General features: G+C 63.0%; 13 protein-coding genes. 6 read left to right on the forward strand and 7 right to left on the reverse strand.

Annotation, left to right across the window (positions count from 1 at the left end; genetic code table 11):
* Positions 1 to 3 precede the first annotated feature (3 nt).
* From acnD to ACQ4WS_RS02775, 5 genes are all read right to left on the reverse strand, one after another.
* Positions 4 to 2598, reverse strand: coding sequence for a Fe/S-dependent 2-methylisocitrate dehydratase AcnD (gene acnD, locus ACQ4WS_RS02755; RefSeq protein ID WP_436473634.1), 2595 nt, complete (start codon positions 2596 to 2598; stop codon positions 4 to 6).
* An 11-nt stretch (positions 2599 to 2609) separates the two neighbouring features.
* Positions 2610 to 3764 (reverse strand): bifunctional 2-methylcitrate synthase/citrate synthase, encoded by a 1155-nt coding sequence (prpC, locus tag ACQ4WS_RS02760; protein ID WP_436473455.1) that lies wholly within the window; start codon positions 3762 to 3764, stop codon positions 2610 to 2612.
* A gap of 76 nt (positions 3765 to 3840) precedes the next feature.
* A complete protein-coding gene (gene prpB / locus ACQ4WS_RS02765; protein WP_096236075.1) occupies positions 3841 to 4728 on the reverse strand; it encodes a methylisocitrate lyase in 888 nt (295 codons plus the stop codon).
* A 337-nt stretch (positions 4729 to 5065) separates the two neighbouring features.
* The gene (locus ACQ4WS_RS02770; RefSeq protein WP_436473457.1) at positions 5066 to 5314 is read right to left on the reverse strand and encodes a hypothetical protein; all 249 of its coding nucleotides are present in this window, start codon (positions 5312 to 5314) and stop codon (positions 5066 to 5068) included.
* A 123-nt stretch (positions 5315 to 5437) separates the two neighbouring features.
* Positions 5438 to 5674, reverse strand: a complete 237-nt coding sequence (locus ACQ4WS_RS02775; RefSeq protein ID WP_436473459.1) for a hypothetical protein — start codon at positions 5672 to 5674, stop codon at positions 5438 to 5440.
* 176 nt (positions 5675 to 5850) lie between these two features.
* Here ACQ4WS_RS02775 and ACQ4WS_RS02780 point away from each other — a divergent pair, with 176 nt between their 5' ends.
* The 4 genes from ACQ4WS_RS02780 (at position 5851) to ACQ4WS_RS02795 (ending at position 11997) form a co-directional block, all read left to right on the forward strand.
* A complete protein-coding gene (locus ACQ4WS_RS02780; protein ID WP_436473461.1) occupies positions 5851 to 6708 on the forward strand; it encodes an MBL fold metallo-hydrolase in 858 nt (285 codons plus the stop codon).
* 141 nt (positions 6709 to 6849) lie between these two features.
* Entirely contained in the window at positions 6850 to 8979 is a 2130-nt protein-coding gene (locus ACQ4WS_RS02785) for a T6SS effector phospholipase Tle3 domain-containing protein (RefSeq protein WP_436473462.1), read from the forward strand.
* Between the two features lie 130 nt (positions 8980 to 9109).
* The gene (locus ACQ4WS_RS02790) at positions 9110 to 10438 is read left to right on the forward strand and encodes a hypothetical protein (protein ID WP_436473464.1); all 1329 of its coding nucleotides are present in this window, start codon (positions 9110 to 9112) and stop codon (positions 10436 to 10438) included.
* Positions 10439 to 10560: 122 nt separating this feature from the next.
* On the forward strand, positions 10561 to 11997 hold the full coding sequence (locus tag ACQ4WS_RS02795; RefSeq protein WP_436473466.1) for an MFS transporter: 1437 nt from the start codon (positions 10561 to 10563) through the stop codon (positions 11995 to 11997).
* Positions 11998 to 12091: 94 nt separating this feature from the next.
* Here the strand turns inward: ACQ4WS_RS02795 and ACQ4WS_RS02800 are convergent, their stop codons facing one another.
* Both ACQ4WS_RS02800 and ACQ4WS_RS02805 read right to left on the reverse strand, forming a co-directional pair.
* The gene (locus ACQ4WS_RS02800) at positions 12092 to 12997 is read right to left on the reverse strand and encodes a LysR family transcriptional regulator (RefSeq protein WP_436473468.1); all 906 of its coding nucleotides are present in this window, start codon (positions 12995 to 12997) and stop codon (positions 12092 to 12094) included.
* Positions 12998 to 13052: 55 nt separating this feature from the next.
* A complete protein-coding gene (locus ACQ4WS_RS02805) occupies positions 13053 to 14501 on the reverse strand; it encodes a M20/M25/M40 family metallo-hydrolase (RefSeq protein ID WP_436473470.1) in 1449 nt (482 codons plus the stop codon).
* A gap of 175 nt (positions 14502 to 14676) precedes the next feature.
* Here ACQ4WS_RS02805 and ACQ4WS_RS02810 point away from each other — a divergent pair, with 175 nt between their 5' ends.
* Both ACQ4WS_RS02810 and ACQ4WS_RS02815 read left to right on the forward strand, forming a co-directional pair.
* Positions 14677 to 15207, forward strand: coding sequence for a GNAT family N-acetyltransferase (locus ACQ4WS_RS02810; RefSeq protein ID WP_436473472.1), 531 nt, complete (start codon positions 14677 to 14679; stop codon positions 15205 to 15207).
* 120 nt (positions 15208 to 15327) lie between these two features.
* On the forward strand, positions 15328 to 15774 hold the full coding sequence (locus tag ACQ4WS_RS02815) for a glycine zipper 2TM domain-containing protein (RefSeq protein ID WP_436473474.1): 447 nt from the start codon (positions 15328 to 15330) through the stop codon (positions 15772 to 15774).
* The last annotated feature ends 11 nt before the right edge of the window (positions 15775 to 15785 follow it).

The following is a 15785-nucleotide window of genomic DNA, read 5'->3' on the forward strand; positions in this document are numbered from 1 at the left end:
GGTTTATGCTGCCTTGGACGACTCGAGGAAATCTTGCGCGAAGCGCTGCAAGACGCCGCCGGCCTCGTAAATCGACACCTCTTCCGCCGTATCGAGGCGGCAGGTGACGGGCACTTCGAGCGTTTCGCCGCTCTTGCGGTGAATGAGCAGGGTCAAGGTGGAACGCGGCGTGCGCTCGCCGACGACGTCATAGGTTTCACTGCCATCGAGACCCAGGGTCTTGCGATTCACGCCTGGCAAAAATTCCAGCGGCAAGACGCCCATGCCCACCAGGTTGGTGCGGTGGATGCGCTCGAAGCCTTCGGCCACGATGGCTTCCACGCCAGCCAGGCGCACGCCCTTGGCGGCCCAGTCGCGCGAGGAACCCTGGCCATAATCGGCGCCGGCGATGATGATCAATGGCTGCTTGCGCTCCATGTACACCTCGATGGCTTCCCACATGCGCGAGATCGTGCCTTCCGGCTCGATGCGCGTGAGCGAACCGGCCTTCACTTTGCCATCTTCGATCACCATCTCGTTTTTCAGGGTCGGGTTGGCAAACGTGGCGCGCTGCGCCGTCAAATGGTCGCCCCGGTGCGTGGCGTAGGAGTTGAAGTCTTCTTCCGGCAAACCCATCTTCGCCAGGTATTCGCCGGCCGCGCTATCGAGCATGATGGCGTTCGATGGCGACAAATGGTCGGTGGTGATGTTGTCGCCCAGGACGGCCAGCGGACGCATGCCTTTCAAGGGACGCGCGCCAGCCAGCGCGCCTTCCCAGTACGGCGGACGGCGGATGTACGTCGTCTGCGGACGCCAGTCGTACAGGGGGCTGACCTTGATGCCGTCGTCGGCCTGCTTGGCGAACATGGGGATATACACCTTGCGGAACTGCTCCGGCTTGACGCTGGATGCGACGATGGCGTCGATTTCCTCGTCGGATGGCCAGATATCCTTCAGCAGGATAGCCTTGCCGTCCGCATCATGGCCCAGCACATCCTTCTCGATATCAAAGCGGATGGTGCCGGCGATCGCGTAGGCCACCACCAGCGGCGGCGAAGCGAGGAAAGCCTGTTTCGCGTACGGGTGGATACGGCCATCGAAGTTGCGGTTGCCCGACAAGACGGCCGTGGCGTACAGGTCGCGCGACACCACTTCTTCCTGGATGACAGGATCAAGCGCGCCCGACATGCCGTTGCACGAGGTGCAGGCGAAAGCCACGACGCCGAAGCCCAGTGTTTCGAGCTCCGGCAGCAGGCCCGCTTCCTGCAGATACAGTTCCACGGTTTTCGAGCCCGGCGCCAGCGACGATTTCACCCACGGCTTGCGGGTCAAACCGAGGCGGTTCGCATTGCGCGCGATCAGGCCGGCGGCGATCATGTTGCGCGGGTTGTTCGTGTTGGTGCAGCTGGTGATGGCCGCGATGATGACGGCGCCGTCCGGCATCTTGCCCGGCTCGTTTTCCACCACGCCGGAGATCCCGCGCGCAGCCAGTTCCGACGTCGGCACGCGGTTGTGCGGATTCGACGGCCCGGCGATATTGCGCACCACGGACGACAGGTCGAAGCTCAAGACGCGCTCGTATTGCGCGTCGACCAGGCTGTCGGCCCACAAGCCTGTCTCTTTTGCGTACAGCTCCACCAGCTTGACCAGTTCATCGTCGCGGCCCGTCAGTTTCAGATACTTGATGGTTTGCGCATCGATGTAGAACATGGCGGCCGTGGCGCCAAATTCTGGCGCCATATTCGAGATCGTGGCGCGGTCGCCCAGGGTCAGGTGCGAAGCGCCCTCGCCAAAGAATTCCAGGTAGGACGAGACGACCTTCTGCTTGCGCAAAAATTCCGTCAGCGCCAGCACCGTGTCCGTGGCCGTGATGCCCGGCTGCGGCTTGCCCGTCAGCTTGACGCCGATGATGTCGGGCAGGCGCATCCACGAGGCGCGGCCCAGCATCACGCTTTCCGCTTCCAGACCACCTACGCCGATGGCGATCACGCCCAGCGCGTCGACCATGGGCGTGTGCGAATCCGTGCCGACCAGGGTGTCAGGATAGGCCACGCCATTTTGCACCTGGATCACGGGCGACATGCGCTCCAGATTGATCTGGTGCAAGATGCCGTTGCCTGGAGGAATCACGTCGACGTTCTTGAACGCCTTTTTCGTCCAGTCGATGAAGTCGAAACGGTCTTCGTTGCGGCGGTCTTCGATGGCGCGGTTTTTGGCGAAAGCATCGGGATCAAAACCGCCGCATTCGACGGCCAGCGAATGGTCGACCACCAGTTGCGTGGGCACGACAGGATTGACCAGCGCCGGGTCGCCGCCCTGGGCCGCGATGGCGTCGCGCAAGCCGGCCAGGTCGACCAGGGCCGTCTGGCCCAGGATGTCATGGCAGACGACACGGGCGGGGAACCATGGAAAATCGAGGTCGCGGCGGCGTTCGATGAACTGGCTCAGCGAAGCGTTCAAGGTGGCCGGATCGCAGCGGCGCACCAGATTTTCGGCCAGTACGCGCGAGGTATAGGGCAAGGTGGCGTAGGCGCCTGGCTGGATCGCATCGACGGCGGCGCGCGTATCGAAGTAGTCTAGCTGGGTGCCCGGCAAGGATTTGCGGTGCAAGGTATTCATATTGATGCTCATTATTTGCGGTCCTTGATCGGCACGAATTCCAGGTCTTCCGGGCCCACGTAGTTGGCGCTCGGGCGGATGATCTTGTTGTCGATGCGCTGCTCGATGATGTGGGCAGCCCAGCCCGAAGTGCGCGAAATGACGAACAGCGGCGTAAACATCGCCGTCGGCACGCCCATCATGTGGTACGACACGGCCGAGAACCAGTCCAGGTTCGGGAACATGTTCTTGATTTCCCACATCACCGATTCCAGGCGCTCGGCGATGTCGAACATTTTCGTGGAACCGGCTTCCTGCGACAGCGAACGGGCCACTTCCTTGATGACTTTATTGCGCGGGTCGGAAATCGTGTAGACGGGGTGGCCAAAGCCGATCACCACTTCCTTGTTGGCGACGCGCTCGCGGATATCCGCTTCCGCTTCATCGGCATTGTCGTAGCGCTTCTGGATGTCCAGCGCCACTTCGTTTGCGCCGCCGTGTTTCGGGCCGCGCAGCGCGCCGATGGCGCCCGTGATGGCCGAGTGGATGTCCGAACCCGTGCCGGCGATGACGCGACTGGTGAAGGTCGAAGCGTTGAATTCGTGTTCCGCGTACAGGATCAGCGAGGTGTGCATGGCTTTTTCCCACGACGCCGACGGTTTTTCGCCGTGCAGCAGGTGCAGAAAGTGGCCGCCGATCGAGTCGTCGTCCGTTTCCACTTCGATGCGCTTGCCATTATGGCTGTAGTGGTACCAGTACAGCAGCATGGAGCCGAACGACGCCATCAGGCGATCGGCGATGTCGCGCGCACCTGGCGCGTTATGGTCGTCTTTTTCCGGCAGGGTGCAGCCCAGCACGGACACGCCCGTGCGCATCACGTCCATCGGGTGAGCGGCGGCCGGCAGCGCTTCCAGCGCGGCTTTGACGGCCGACGGCAGGCCGCGCAAGGATTTCAATTTGGCCTTGTAGCCTTTCAGTTCGGCGGCAGTCGGCAGCTTGCCGTGCACCAGCAGGTAGGCGATTTCCTCGAACTCGCAGCTGTCGGCCACGTCCAGGATGTCATAGCCGCGATAGTGCAAATCGTTGCCGGTCTTGCCGACCGAGCACAGCGCCGTATTGCCGGCGGTGACGCCGGACAGGGCGACGGATTTTTTAGGCTTGAAAGTGGCGGCTTGCGGTGCGTTCATTGATTTCTCCAAAAATTGACTAGTCTCGGTTGCATCACTGCGGGGCCGGCATGCGGCCCTGGCTTCTTTACTTTTCTTATTTCTTTTGCGCCGCGAACAGCGCATCGAGCTTTTGCTCGAAGTCGTGGTAATTGATCGACTCATACAGCTCCATGCGCGTCTGCATGGTGTCGACGACGTTCTTTTGCGTGCCATCGCGGCGCAGCGCACGGTAGACGTTGTCGGCCGCCTTGTTCATGGCGCGGAAGGCCGACAGCGGATACAGGGCCAGGCCCACGTGGGCGCTGCGCAATTCGTCCAGCGTGAACAGCGGCGTGGAACCGAATTCCGTGATGTTGGCCAAAATCGGCACGTTGACGGCCTTGGCGAACGTGGCGTACATGTCCAGGTCCGTGATGGCTTCCGGGAAGATCATGTCGGCACCCGCTTCGACGCAGGCGACGGCGCGTTCCAGTGCCGCTTCCAGGCCATCGACGGCCAGCGCATCGGTGCGCGCCATGATGACGAAGTTCGGGTCCGTGCGCGCATCGACGGCCGCCTTGATGCGGTCGACCATTTCTTCCTTGCTGACGATTTCCTTACCCGGACGGTGACCGCAGCGCTTGGCGCCCACCTGGTCTTCGATATGCAGGCCGGCAGCGCCGAACTTGATCATCGATTTCACCGTGCGCGCCACATTGAAGGCGGACGAACCGAAACCCGTATCCGCGTCGACCAGCAGCGGCAGGTCGCACACGTCGGTGATGCGGCGGATATCGGTCAGCACGTCGTCCAGGCTGGAAATGCCCAGGTCGGGCAAGCCCAGCGAGCCGGCCGCGACACCGCCGCCGGACAGGTAGATGGCTTTATAACCGGCGCGCTTGGCCAGCAAGGCGTGATTGGCGTTGATGGCGCCGACGACTTGCAACGGGGATTCTTCCTGGACGGCCTTGCGGAATGCGGCACCTGCGGAGTATTGAGTCATGTGTTCACCTTATGGGTTTCGGATGGTCCCGAATGTTTCACGGAGTGGCTATGATTACCAGTATTGCAAATGCCGTGCCAGGCCAGCGCGGCGCTGCGAAAAACACCTGACGGCAGAGTGAAAACAGGAGATAGACGCCCACCAGGGATGTCCCACCAGGCAACAGCGATATCACGTTTGGCGTCAAAAACGTTTCAATTCTGTTTCATGCAATCCATTTTGAAACATTTTTTGAAACATGCAACAAGCAGCAAGACGCACCAATAAAAACAGCCGGCGGGCGCCGGCTGATGTATACAACTGATACAACTGATACAACTGAAACTACAAGACCACACTAGGCCAGACGCACCAGCGGATTGGCAATGATGTTGTCGATCTGGCGCACGGCCTCTTCGCAGGCGGCGGCAATGGCGCCATCCTCGTCGTCGCGCACGAATTGCATGGTCGAACCTTCGAATACTTCCAGGCCTTCCGCGGTGGCGCGTTCGATGTCGCAACTGGCCGACCATTTGCCGTCGGTGGTGGGCACGGCCAGGGGAACGATTTCCCAGCCTTTATAGTGAACTTTAGAACTGCTATCCATGGATGCCTCCTTCGTGACTGACTCAATAGTGGAAATCCTAGCATGAAGCGCGGCCGCTAGCGACGTGTTTCAGGCGCCAGCGCGCGGTCAGGCTGACTTTCCGGCTAAACAATTTACGCTGGCTCAAGGCCGCAGCAGATTATCCACTTCCGTCCTGGCCACTTGCAGGCCAGCCGTACAAGCCGTCTCGGGCGCCGCATAACCGCCCAGGGTGCGGCTGCGCGTGATCGCCTGGGCTTCCGCCTCACCTTCGCGCTGCAGGCGATAGGTAAAGTCCCATAAATCATCGTTATCCTTTTGCGGCGTCACCGAAATTGTAAAACCGCGGTACTCTTCGCTGCGTACAGTGATATCGTTCATGAATTCCTCCTTGTAAGAATGAGGTTAGCACGCGGCAAGGCACAGGGTGCGCACGGTAGTCGCGTGCCTGGCTTGCCTTCTTATCTGTTTTCCGCATATTAAATATGAGTTCGCAGCATTTTTTTAGCGAACTCTGGCGATATAATGCCCTTCCTTGCCCGTCCCCTGCCGCCGCGATGACTCCACAAATCCAAGCTTTCTTCGACCCCGCCACCGCCACCGTCACCTATATTGTGTACGAGGCCGATGGCCGGGACTGCGCCATCATCGATTCCGTGCTCGACTACGACCCGAAGGCGGGCCGCACGTCCACCGCCTCTGCCGACAAGGTGATCGCCTTCGTGCGCGAACACGGCTTGCAGTGCCGCTGGCTGCTGGAAACCCACGCGCACGCCGACCACCTGTCCGCCGCGCCCTACCTGCAGCAGCAGCTGGGCGGCGACGTGGCCATCGGCGCCGCCATCCAGGCCGTGCAGCAGGCGTTCGCCGCCGTCTACCACCAGGATGACGCCAGGGCAGACGGCTCGCAGTTCGACCAGCTGTTCGCGCCCGACCAGGTGTTTCATATTGGCAAATTGGAAGTGCGCGCGCTGCACGTGCCCGGCCACACGCCGGCCGACCTGGCTTACCAGATCGGCGACGCCGTCTTCGTGGGCGACACCCTGTTCATGCCGGACGTGGGTTCGGCCCGCTGCGACTTCCCCGGCGGCTCCGCTGCCCTGCTGTACCGCTCCGCGCAACGCCTGCTGGCGCTGCCGCCGCAGACGCGGCTGTTCATGTGCCACGACTACCCGCCCAATGGCCGCGAAGCGCGCTGGGAAGTGACGGTGGCGGAACAGCGCGCCAGCAATATCCATCTGCGCGACGGCATCACGGAAGAGCAATTCGTGGCCATGCGCACCAGCCGCGACGCCACGCTGGACATGCCGACCCTGATCCTGCCCGCCATCCAGGTCAACATCAACGCAGGCAAGCTGCCCGAGCCGGAAGACAACGGCGTGCGCTACCTCAAAATACCGCTGAACGCGATCTGATTGCCCGGGGCACTCCCCGCCCCTCGCACATCCTTTCTTGACACCACGCAAGTTCCACCTCAGGCAATCGGCATACAGTGCAGATTGCCTGAGTTCACTTTGGCGCCGCCTTTTCCTGCTTAACGCTGACGGAGCGCCCGCATGTCGCCCGACCCTACGCTCGATACCAATTGCATCCTGCTCGCCGAAGCCGAAGGCACGACCTTGTTCAGCCATGCGCTTCTGAAAGCGGTGACGCGCCTGCCGCGTCCCGGCATCATCATCTTTGTGCACGGCGTCAATTCCGACGGCGAATGGTATGAGCAGGCGGAACAAGGCCTGTGTGACGGCCTGAATGCGCGCCTGAAACGCCGCGATGAGGACCTGGTAATCCCCGGCCCGGCCGCCGGGCAGATGAAGGCTGCCACTTACACACGCGAATTGACGGATGACGGCTTCCTCAATCCCAAGCGCAATGCCACCACCTTCCTGCAGGCGGACGATGCCAATTCGCCCGTGATCCGCTTCCGCTGGGGCTACAAGGCCAACGGCGAGGAATTGCAGGCATTCGGCGACGGCATCTATCTCAACGAAAAGAATTACTGGGGCGGCGGGCCGTTCGCCAACGGCTGCAGCGCCCTGCCCGATCTGTGGGGCCAGGGTTTGTCGGAAGAACTGTTCCTGTGGATGCATATCCAGCACATGAACCCGACGAATGACCGGCAAGTGTATGCCTGCCCACCGCGTCCGTATTTTGTGTTCGCCGCGTGGCGCCTGGCGCATCTCGTGCAATCGATCAGGGCATGCCAGCACGACGCACCCGTCACCATCGTCTGCCATAGCCAGGGCAATATGGTGGCCATGGCGGCCGCCTTTCTCGGTGAAACGCTGGGCGCTTCCGCCGTGGCCGACAGTTATGTGCTGTGCAATCCACCCTACAGCCTGCTCGATAGCAATTTCACGGAAAACTGGGTCAGCGGCCATCTGAAGGATGAGCATGGCAATACGGGCCGGCAAAAGTACGAAGCCCGCACGCAAACCTTGAAAGCGTTTTTCAACATCCTGCGCACACGCTCGGCCATGCAGCAGGATGCCGCCTTCGTCGACGAGTGCAGCGCCAATCGCAAGCCTGAACGCAAGGACAGCTACACGTCCGCGTTCGACCGCGCAGACTACGGCTTGCATGGCTCTACCTATGGCAGGGTCACCCTGTATTTCAATCCGCACGACCAGGTGATTTCGGCCACCCCCGTGCAGGGCATAGGCTGGCGCGGCATGTCGGCGCAGGAAATTGCGGATACGGGTGGCGAAGGCGTCTTCACACAGCGCGTGTTTGCGCAAAACCACCTTGTCGGCCAGGAAAATGAAAAGGACTACGATATCTGGCAGCGCAATGGCCAGCCCTTGACACCGGACAGCATCGATTTCTGGCACCCGCATTCGCTGGTCGCCGAGTACTCGATCGAAAAGGGCATGCGGGCCAGCAAAGGCATCGGGCGCAAGATACTGACCTTTTTGTTCGCGCCCATCGTCATCATTCTCGCCAAGACTGCCGGCACGCGCATCAATGCCCTGCCACCCAAGTCCTGGCGGCTGCCGATGAAGGCGCCCAAGCTGCCCGAGGCATTCCTGCCGCACTCGAAGCGCTTTGCCGACATCAGCGATCAGTTTGACGAAGGCTGCGATGCCCCGGCCGACTCTCTGCACAAGGACCGCGCCGCCGAAACCGATGGCGCGTATGCGCCCTACCGTTCCCAGGGCAAGGGCGATGCGCAAACCGAGGCGGCGCTGCGCTACGAACAGAATGGCATGCTGCGCATGCAGGCCAGGCGCGACGGCTTGGTCGAAAAAGGCAAGCCTGTGACGGCGGTGGACAAGCCGGAGGAGGCTAGCAAGGAATTCAATGCCTGGCGCAAGCAGGAAATCCAGAACTACCTGGCCGCAAACATCGACACCCACGCCACCGATCACTCGACCATCATGACCAATCCCGAGCATGCGCAAAAGGCGCTGGCGTATGACGTGGCGGTGGGGGTGTGCACGATCAGGCAGGAAGCGTTGCGCGAGTTACGGGTAGCGGCGGATTGGAGTCTGCTGAAGGGTGCATCTTTCGAGTCTGAAGAGTTCTTTGAATACTACGACAATGGCACATTTAAAAATGTATCTTTATTTACATGGGCAAATGACAAAGACAGCCCTGCCAGAAAGCCAAAAGACATCATAGACGAGCGCCAGAATGCCAAGCCTACCGACCCTTCCACCAACTTTGCGCTGAGGACAGACGGTGCGTAACCTCATTGCCACGCCGCGCCAGCGACTGGCCTGGGCGCTCGCCGCATCTTTCATTGTCATTTGCCTTGCGCTCTGGCTCAACTGGCCAAGCTATGCAGGTCACCAGACTATCCATTCACCTGGAGAACTCATGAAACAGTTCCTTGCGCTGCCCATGCTCGCCGCTGTCACCCTGTACGCGCTATTGACGGCCTGCGCCGTGAAACCTGTGCAGAAGGAAGACGATCTCCCAAAAAACACGACCCATGCGCCCTTCCGGGCACAAGTGGTGGGCCTGCAATGGCTCAATCCCCTGCAGCGGCTCGACTATCCGACCGAGTGGCAGCTGCTATGGACGTTGGGATTGGCCAAGCCCAACGAAAATGACGATATGGTCAGGACGGATCCCAGGGGCTTCAGTACCCTGCAGGCCGTCGCCCCCATTGCTCACGATCTCGATGGCAGGGAAACGTTCAAGGGTTATCACCATAAATATCTGCGCGAACTGATGAGCAATTTCCACGATATTTATTATTCCAGCCCCACCTACTTCTACCATGTCTATCCCAAGGATAAAAAACAGAACTGGCGCGAACTGGCGGGTATCCGCGTGGAATATGCCTTGCCTGAAGGAAAATTTGATCTGACAGAAGTACACCAATTCACGCAGCAAACCATCACCAACACCTTCAGCATCGGCAACACCCACTTCCCCACCCTCTGGACCCGCGCCACCCCACCCGACGTGCGCATCACCCTGGGTGGCAACAATGCGGGCTTCGTCTCCCTGCAATCCGCGCTGGCCTACCTGGAAGCGCATCCGCAGCAAACCGTATGGGTCATGAACTGGGATGCGCCGAGCCGGCCAAAAACCATGCAGATCAATGAAAACCTGGTGCTGCTGGTGCTGGCCGGCCCCGATTACAAGACGGAACGCGCGGCGCTGGCGTGGATAGGCTATCCGGCCACGAAAAGCGAGGCCGATTTTGAACTGGCCAAGGACAAGCCGCCGCGCGCCGTGCAGGCGTGGCAGGCGGTATTTGCCGAGGCGGCGCGCCATGGAGGCAAGACGGAAGCCGATATTGGCTACGTCATCCACGACGCCAGCAAGACCTTGCCCACCTCCTCCGACCGGCTGGGCCAGCTGGCGCAGGCGCTGACCCTGGAAGTGCCGGACTTCGACTTCCTGCCACAGACCTTCAATACGCCAGCCCTGCTGGGCGAAATGGGCGCCGGCACGGCGCTGACCAACGTGGCCCTGGGCATCGCCCATGCGAACCACGTCGGCAAGAGCGTGCTGGTGGCCGGCACCAGCGATCCTGACAGCGTCACGGGCGTGCTGGTGTCGCCGCCGGCCACGGTGCGGCCCATCAATCACGACCAGCCATGGTTCCGCGCGCGCGGCGAAAACCATGCGTATCTGCCGTGGTGGGGCATCCGCCACGATGCGGCGGACGCTATGCAGGGTTATTCAGATTGAAGTCCGAAGGCACCGCTCCTCACATGGCGTCAGACGCAACTACACAATGCAAATGATGCGTCTTCCGCCATGCCAGATCCCTCAGTACCATGTGGTGACCCTATTCGAGGATCAGCCACGTCATGCATTCAGCATCAAAACCCTTACCACCCAGCCAGCAGACCACCGAGACCGATAGCGTCACCACACCCGTGCGCGGCGCGCTGGCCAGCCTGTCCCTGGCGATGCTGCTGCCGGCGCTGGGCACCAGCATCGCCAACGTGGGCTTGCCCGACATGGCCAGGGCCCTGCAGGCACCGTTCCAGGATGTGCAATGGATCGTGCTGGCGTATCTGCTGGCCATCACCGCGCTGATCGTCAGCGTGGGCCGCCTCGGCGACATGCTCGGCCGGCGCCGCCTGCTGCTGGCAGGTATCGCGCTGTTTGCAGTCGCCTCCATCCTGTGCGCCCTGGCGCCCAGCCTGTGGTTGCTGGTCGCCGCGCGGGCCCTGCAGGGCCTGGGCGCCTCCGTCATGATGGCGCTGACCATGGCCTTTGTCGGCAGCAGCGTGCCCAAGGCGCAAACGGGCAGCGCCATGGGGCTGCTCGGCACCATGTCGGCCGTCGGCACCACGCTGGGCCCCGCGCTGGGCGGCCTGCTGATCGCGCACTTCGGCTGGCAAGCCATTTTCCTCGTCAACGTGCCGCTGGCTGCCGTGGCGCTACTGTTGGCCTGGCGCTACCTGCCGGCCGACCAGCGCGGCGCGCACGCCAAACGTCCCGTGTTCGACCACCGCGGCACCGTGCTGCTGGCGCTGACCCTGGCAGCCTATGCGCTGGCCATGACCCTGTGCCGCGGCCATTTCGGCATGCGCAACGTGGCGCTGCTGCTGGCAGCCTGCGTGGGCGGCGCCCTGTTCGTGTATGTGGAACTGAAGGCGCCGGCGCCGCTGATACGCTTGGCCATGCTGCGCGCGCCCGTGCTCAGCGCCGGCCTGGCGACCAGCATGCTGGTGTCGACGGTCATGATGTCCACCCTGGTGGTCGGTCCCTTCTACCTGGCGCGTGGCCTGGGCCTGAGCACGGCCGTCACCGGCATGGTGCTGGCGGCCGGGCCGCTGGTGGCGGCGTTCTGCGGCGTGCCGTCCGGCTGGCTGGTGGACCGCTACGGCGCGCAGCGCATGGGCGGCGCTGGCCTGTGCGGGGCGGCCGGCGCCTGCCTGGCGCTGGCCCTGCTGCCCGCCAGCCTGGGCATCCCCGGCTATGTCGCTCCCATCACGCTGCTCACGGCCAGCTACGCGCTGTTCCAGGCCGCCAACAATACCGCCGTGATGGGCGATATCGCTGCCGATCAGCGCGGCGTTATCTCCGGCATGCTCAATCTGTCGCGCAATCTGGGCCTCGTCACGGGCGCCTCCGTGATGGGTGCCGTCTTCGTTGCCAGCGCCGGCGATATCAGCGGCGCCCAGCCAGCCGCCATGATCGGCGGCATGCACGCCACCTTTGCCGTCGCCAGCGCGCTGATACTCGCCGCGCTGGCCATTTTCGCGCTCGGCCGCGCCCTGAGCAAGGCTGGATAACGCGCATGATGCGCGCCGTGCAATCGCGCTCCGGCCTGTCCCGCTGGTGCTGCTGGCCCTGGCCTGCCGCACCGGGAAGCCGCTGCCGGCGGCATCAGCCCGCGTTGATCCGGGCCGCGCAGGCGTCGACGACGCAGCCGCGCAGCCAGCGGTGGGCAGGATCGGCATCCATGCGCGGATGCCACATCAGCGATACAGTCAGATCGGGCATGCCTAGCGGCAGCGCAAAACTGAACATGCCGGCGCGCAGATTGCCCGTATGCCGTTCCGGCACGGTGGCGATCAGGTCGGAGCCGGCGGCCAGCGCCAGCGCCGCCGTAAAGCCGCCGACCATGCTGGCGATCGTGCGCTGCAGTCCCAGGGCGGCCAGGGCGTCGTCCATCGGCCCCGTATCCTGGTCGCGCCGCGCCACCAGCACATGCTGGCCGGCCGCATAACGCTCGGCGCTGATGTCGCCTTGCGCCAGCGCATGGCCGCTGCGCACCACGCCCACGAAACGGTCGCCGAACAGCCTGCGCGTGCGCACTTCCGGGCTGGTGAGACTGCCGATCACGCCCGTTTCCAGGTCGATGCTGCCCTCACGCAGCTGCACGCTTTCGCGGTCCAGCTTTTGCACAAAGCGCAGACGCACGCCAGGCGCTTGCGCGCCGATATGCGCCAGCAGCGCCGGGCCGAAATTTTCCACGAAACCGTCGCTCGAACGCAGCGTAAATGTTTGCGCCAGCTGGCGCGGATCGAGCGCTTGCTTTGGTGCCAGCACGGCCAGCGCCTCGCCTAACAGGGGCCCCACTCTTTCGCGCAACTCCAGCGCGCGCGGCGTGGGCACCAGTTCACGGCCGGCGCGCACCAGCAAGGGATCGCCGGTCGTCTCGCGCAGGCGCGCCAGGGCGCGGCTCATGGCCGAGGGACTCAAACGCAAGCGCCGCGCCGCGCGCGTGACGCTGCCTTCGGCCAGCAGGGCATCGAGAATGATTAACAGGTTCAGATCGGGTAGCGACATGGTTGTACCTTGACATGCATTGCTGACGCCAAATTGCTGGCGCCACCACCGGCGCCTACTCGCCCTGCTCCGGCGCGCGGCCGATCTCGCCGTCGATATTGGCAAGGAACCATGCCAGCGACGACATCAGCGCCACGTTGCGCTTCAGATTATCCGGGTCGACCTTGTCCAGCGTGTCGGCCGGCGTATGGTGGTAGTGGAAGTAGCTGTGGCTGTCGACCAGCGGCGCGAAGCTCGGCACGCCGCCCGTTTCCAGGCGGTGCAAATCGCCCGTGCTCAGCGCGTCGCGGCGCGTGAACGCGTGCGCGCCTATCGGTTGCAGGGCGGCGCGCAACGGGGCGAACAATTTTTCCGACTTCGGCCCCACGCTGGCAAGGATGCCGAACGGACGACCGGCGCCGCTATCCATCTCGATGGCCGCATATTGTTTAGCGAGTGCCTGCTTGTGGGCCTCGAAATAAGCCTGGCCGCCACGGCCGCCATTTTCCTCGTTCATCCAGGCGATCACGCGGATGGTGCGGCGCGGACGGTAATCGAGCTTTTTCAGGGTTTCCACCACGCCCATGGCCGCCACCACGCCAGCGCCGTCGTCGTGCGCGCCCGTCGCCAGGTCCCAGGAATCGAGGTGGCCCGAGACCACCACCACTTCGTCAGCCTTGTCCGTGCCCGGCCAGTCGGCGATGACGTTGTAGCTGTCCGCTTCCGGCAAGTTTTGCGGCGTCAGGGTCAGGTGCATTTTCATCGGCCCGCGCGCGGCCAGGCGGCCCATCAGCAAGGCGTCTTCCACGGTGACGGCGGCGGCGGGAATGCGTTTATTCTCGTCCAGGCCCGTGGCGCCCGCGTGCGGGATGCGGAAATCGGCGCCGCCGACCGAGCGCACCAGCGCGGCGGCCGCACCCAGTTCGGCCGCCGCCTTCGGCCCCAGGACGCGCGAGCGCGAACCCTGGCCATAGGTGACGCCGGCCAGGCCCCGCTCGGCCATCTCCTGGTCGAATGGCGTGTCGATCAGCACGATGGCGCCTTTCACTTCCGCCGCGCGCGCCTTGAGTTCTTCCAGGCTCTTGACGATGATCACGGGCGCCGTCAGGCCGGCGGCCGGCGTGGCGCCGGAACCACCCAGGGCGGTGAGCACCACGCGCTGTGACACGCCCTGCGGACGGCCCGCATAGTCGACGATTTCCGCCGTTTCCACGCCGCGCACCCAGTGCGGCACTTTCACGGGCTGCAAGGTGACCTTGGCGCCCAGCTGGCGCATGGTCTCGGCCACCTGTTGCACGGCGGCGGCGGCGCCGGCCGAACCGGACAGGCGCGGGCCGATCAAATCGGTCATGTCGGCCAGGCGCGCATACGCCCAGTCGCTGTGCAGCGCCGTGTCGCGCACCTGCGCCAGCGCTTGCGGCGTATTGCCTGGCGCGGCGGCAAAGGCACCGGCGCTGACGATGCAGCCAAGGGCAAGGGAGACAGCGGAACGGCGCAGTGACGCGCCAGTCAGGATGGTATGCATGTAATATCAATTCCAGTCAACAAGGTCGAAGCGGGTACGCCGTGGCCATGGGCAAGGCGCGACTTTTTCTACGATAGCGTATTTATTCTGTCATTGCAGCAACTTTTGCGGGATCGATTGCCTCTCCCCCCGGAGTCGATTACCATCAAGATCGTGATCGCTACCGGATACCGCCATGCTCAAGGGAACACTCTGTACCGTCCGGCATTTGACCGCCGCCGACCTGAATACCTATATTTCCCTCGTCAACGACCTGCCCTCGCGCGGCGAGTTTTTCTCGATGCAGTTCAAGTCGCCCGAGGCCATGCGGCGCGACTTCCTGCAATCGGGTTTCGTGACCGAAGATAGCGAATTGTTCCTCATCGAAGATCATGCCCTGCACATCATCGGCACGATCACGCATTTCAAGAGCCGCACGCCAGCCTCGCGCGAGATCGGTTATCGCCTGTTCGACCGGCAGCGGGACGGTCAAGGCTACATCAGCGAAGCGACGCGCCTGGTGATCGACTACCTGTTCAACGCCTATCCGTATCACAGGCTGGAGCTGCTGATGGACCCGCTGAACATCGGCTCCGAACGCATCGCGCTAAAGAGCGGTTTTCGCCAGGAAGGCTTGATGCGCCAGGCTTTCTTTATCAACGGCGTGATGCGCGATGTCAAAATGTACAGCCTGCTGCGTCCCGAATGGCAGGCGCGCCTGCGCTGACTTGTTACTGTCGGGGCAGGATTGTAATAAGTTGTATTAGACGTGGAACAAGCGGCGGGCAGCGGATATAGTCCATTTCATGCAGATCATTGTGATCTCGCCGGAATGGAAGGAAATGCCATGTTGAACAAGAAACTCCTGGGTGCGGTAATGGTAGCGGCAGTGGCTGTGTCTTCGGCCGCAGTCGCCGGTGACCGCGACTTCAATACCGTTGCAGGCGCCGTTGTCGGAGCGGCCATTGGCAACAGCACCGGCGGACGCAATGGCGCGATTGTCGGTGGCGTGCTGGGCGCCGCCGTCGGCAACAGCATCAGCACGAATGACCGTTATCATGACCGTGGCGGCTATCGCGGCGGCTACCGCGAAACCTATTATGCGCCTGCGCCGCAGCCCGTGTACTACGCCCCTGCCCCGCAGCCAGTGTATTACGCTCCGCCACCGCGCTATTACGGCCCGCCGGCTGTTGTCTACGTGCAACCGGGCCGCGGCTATTACCGCGACCATGGCCGCCGCGACTACTATGACCGCGGCCGCGGCCACGGTCACGGCTGGGGCCATCGTCGCTGATCGGCACGCGC

This window comes from Janthinobacterium leeuwenhoeki (assembly GCF_051380795.1).
GTDB lineage: Bacteria > Pseudomonadota > Gammaproteobacteria > Burkholderiales > Burkholderiaceae_D > Janthinobacterium.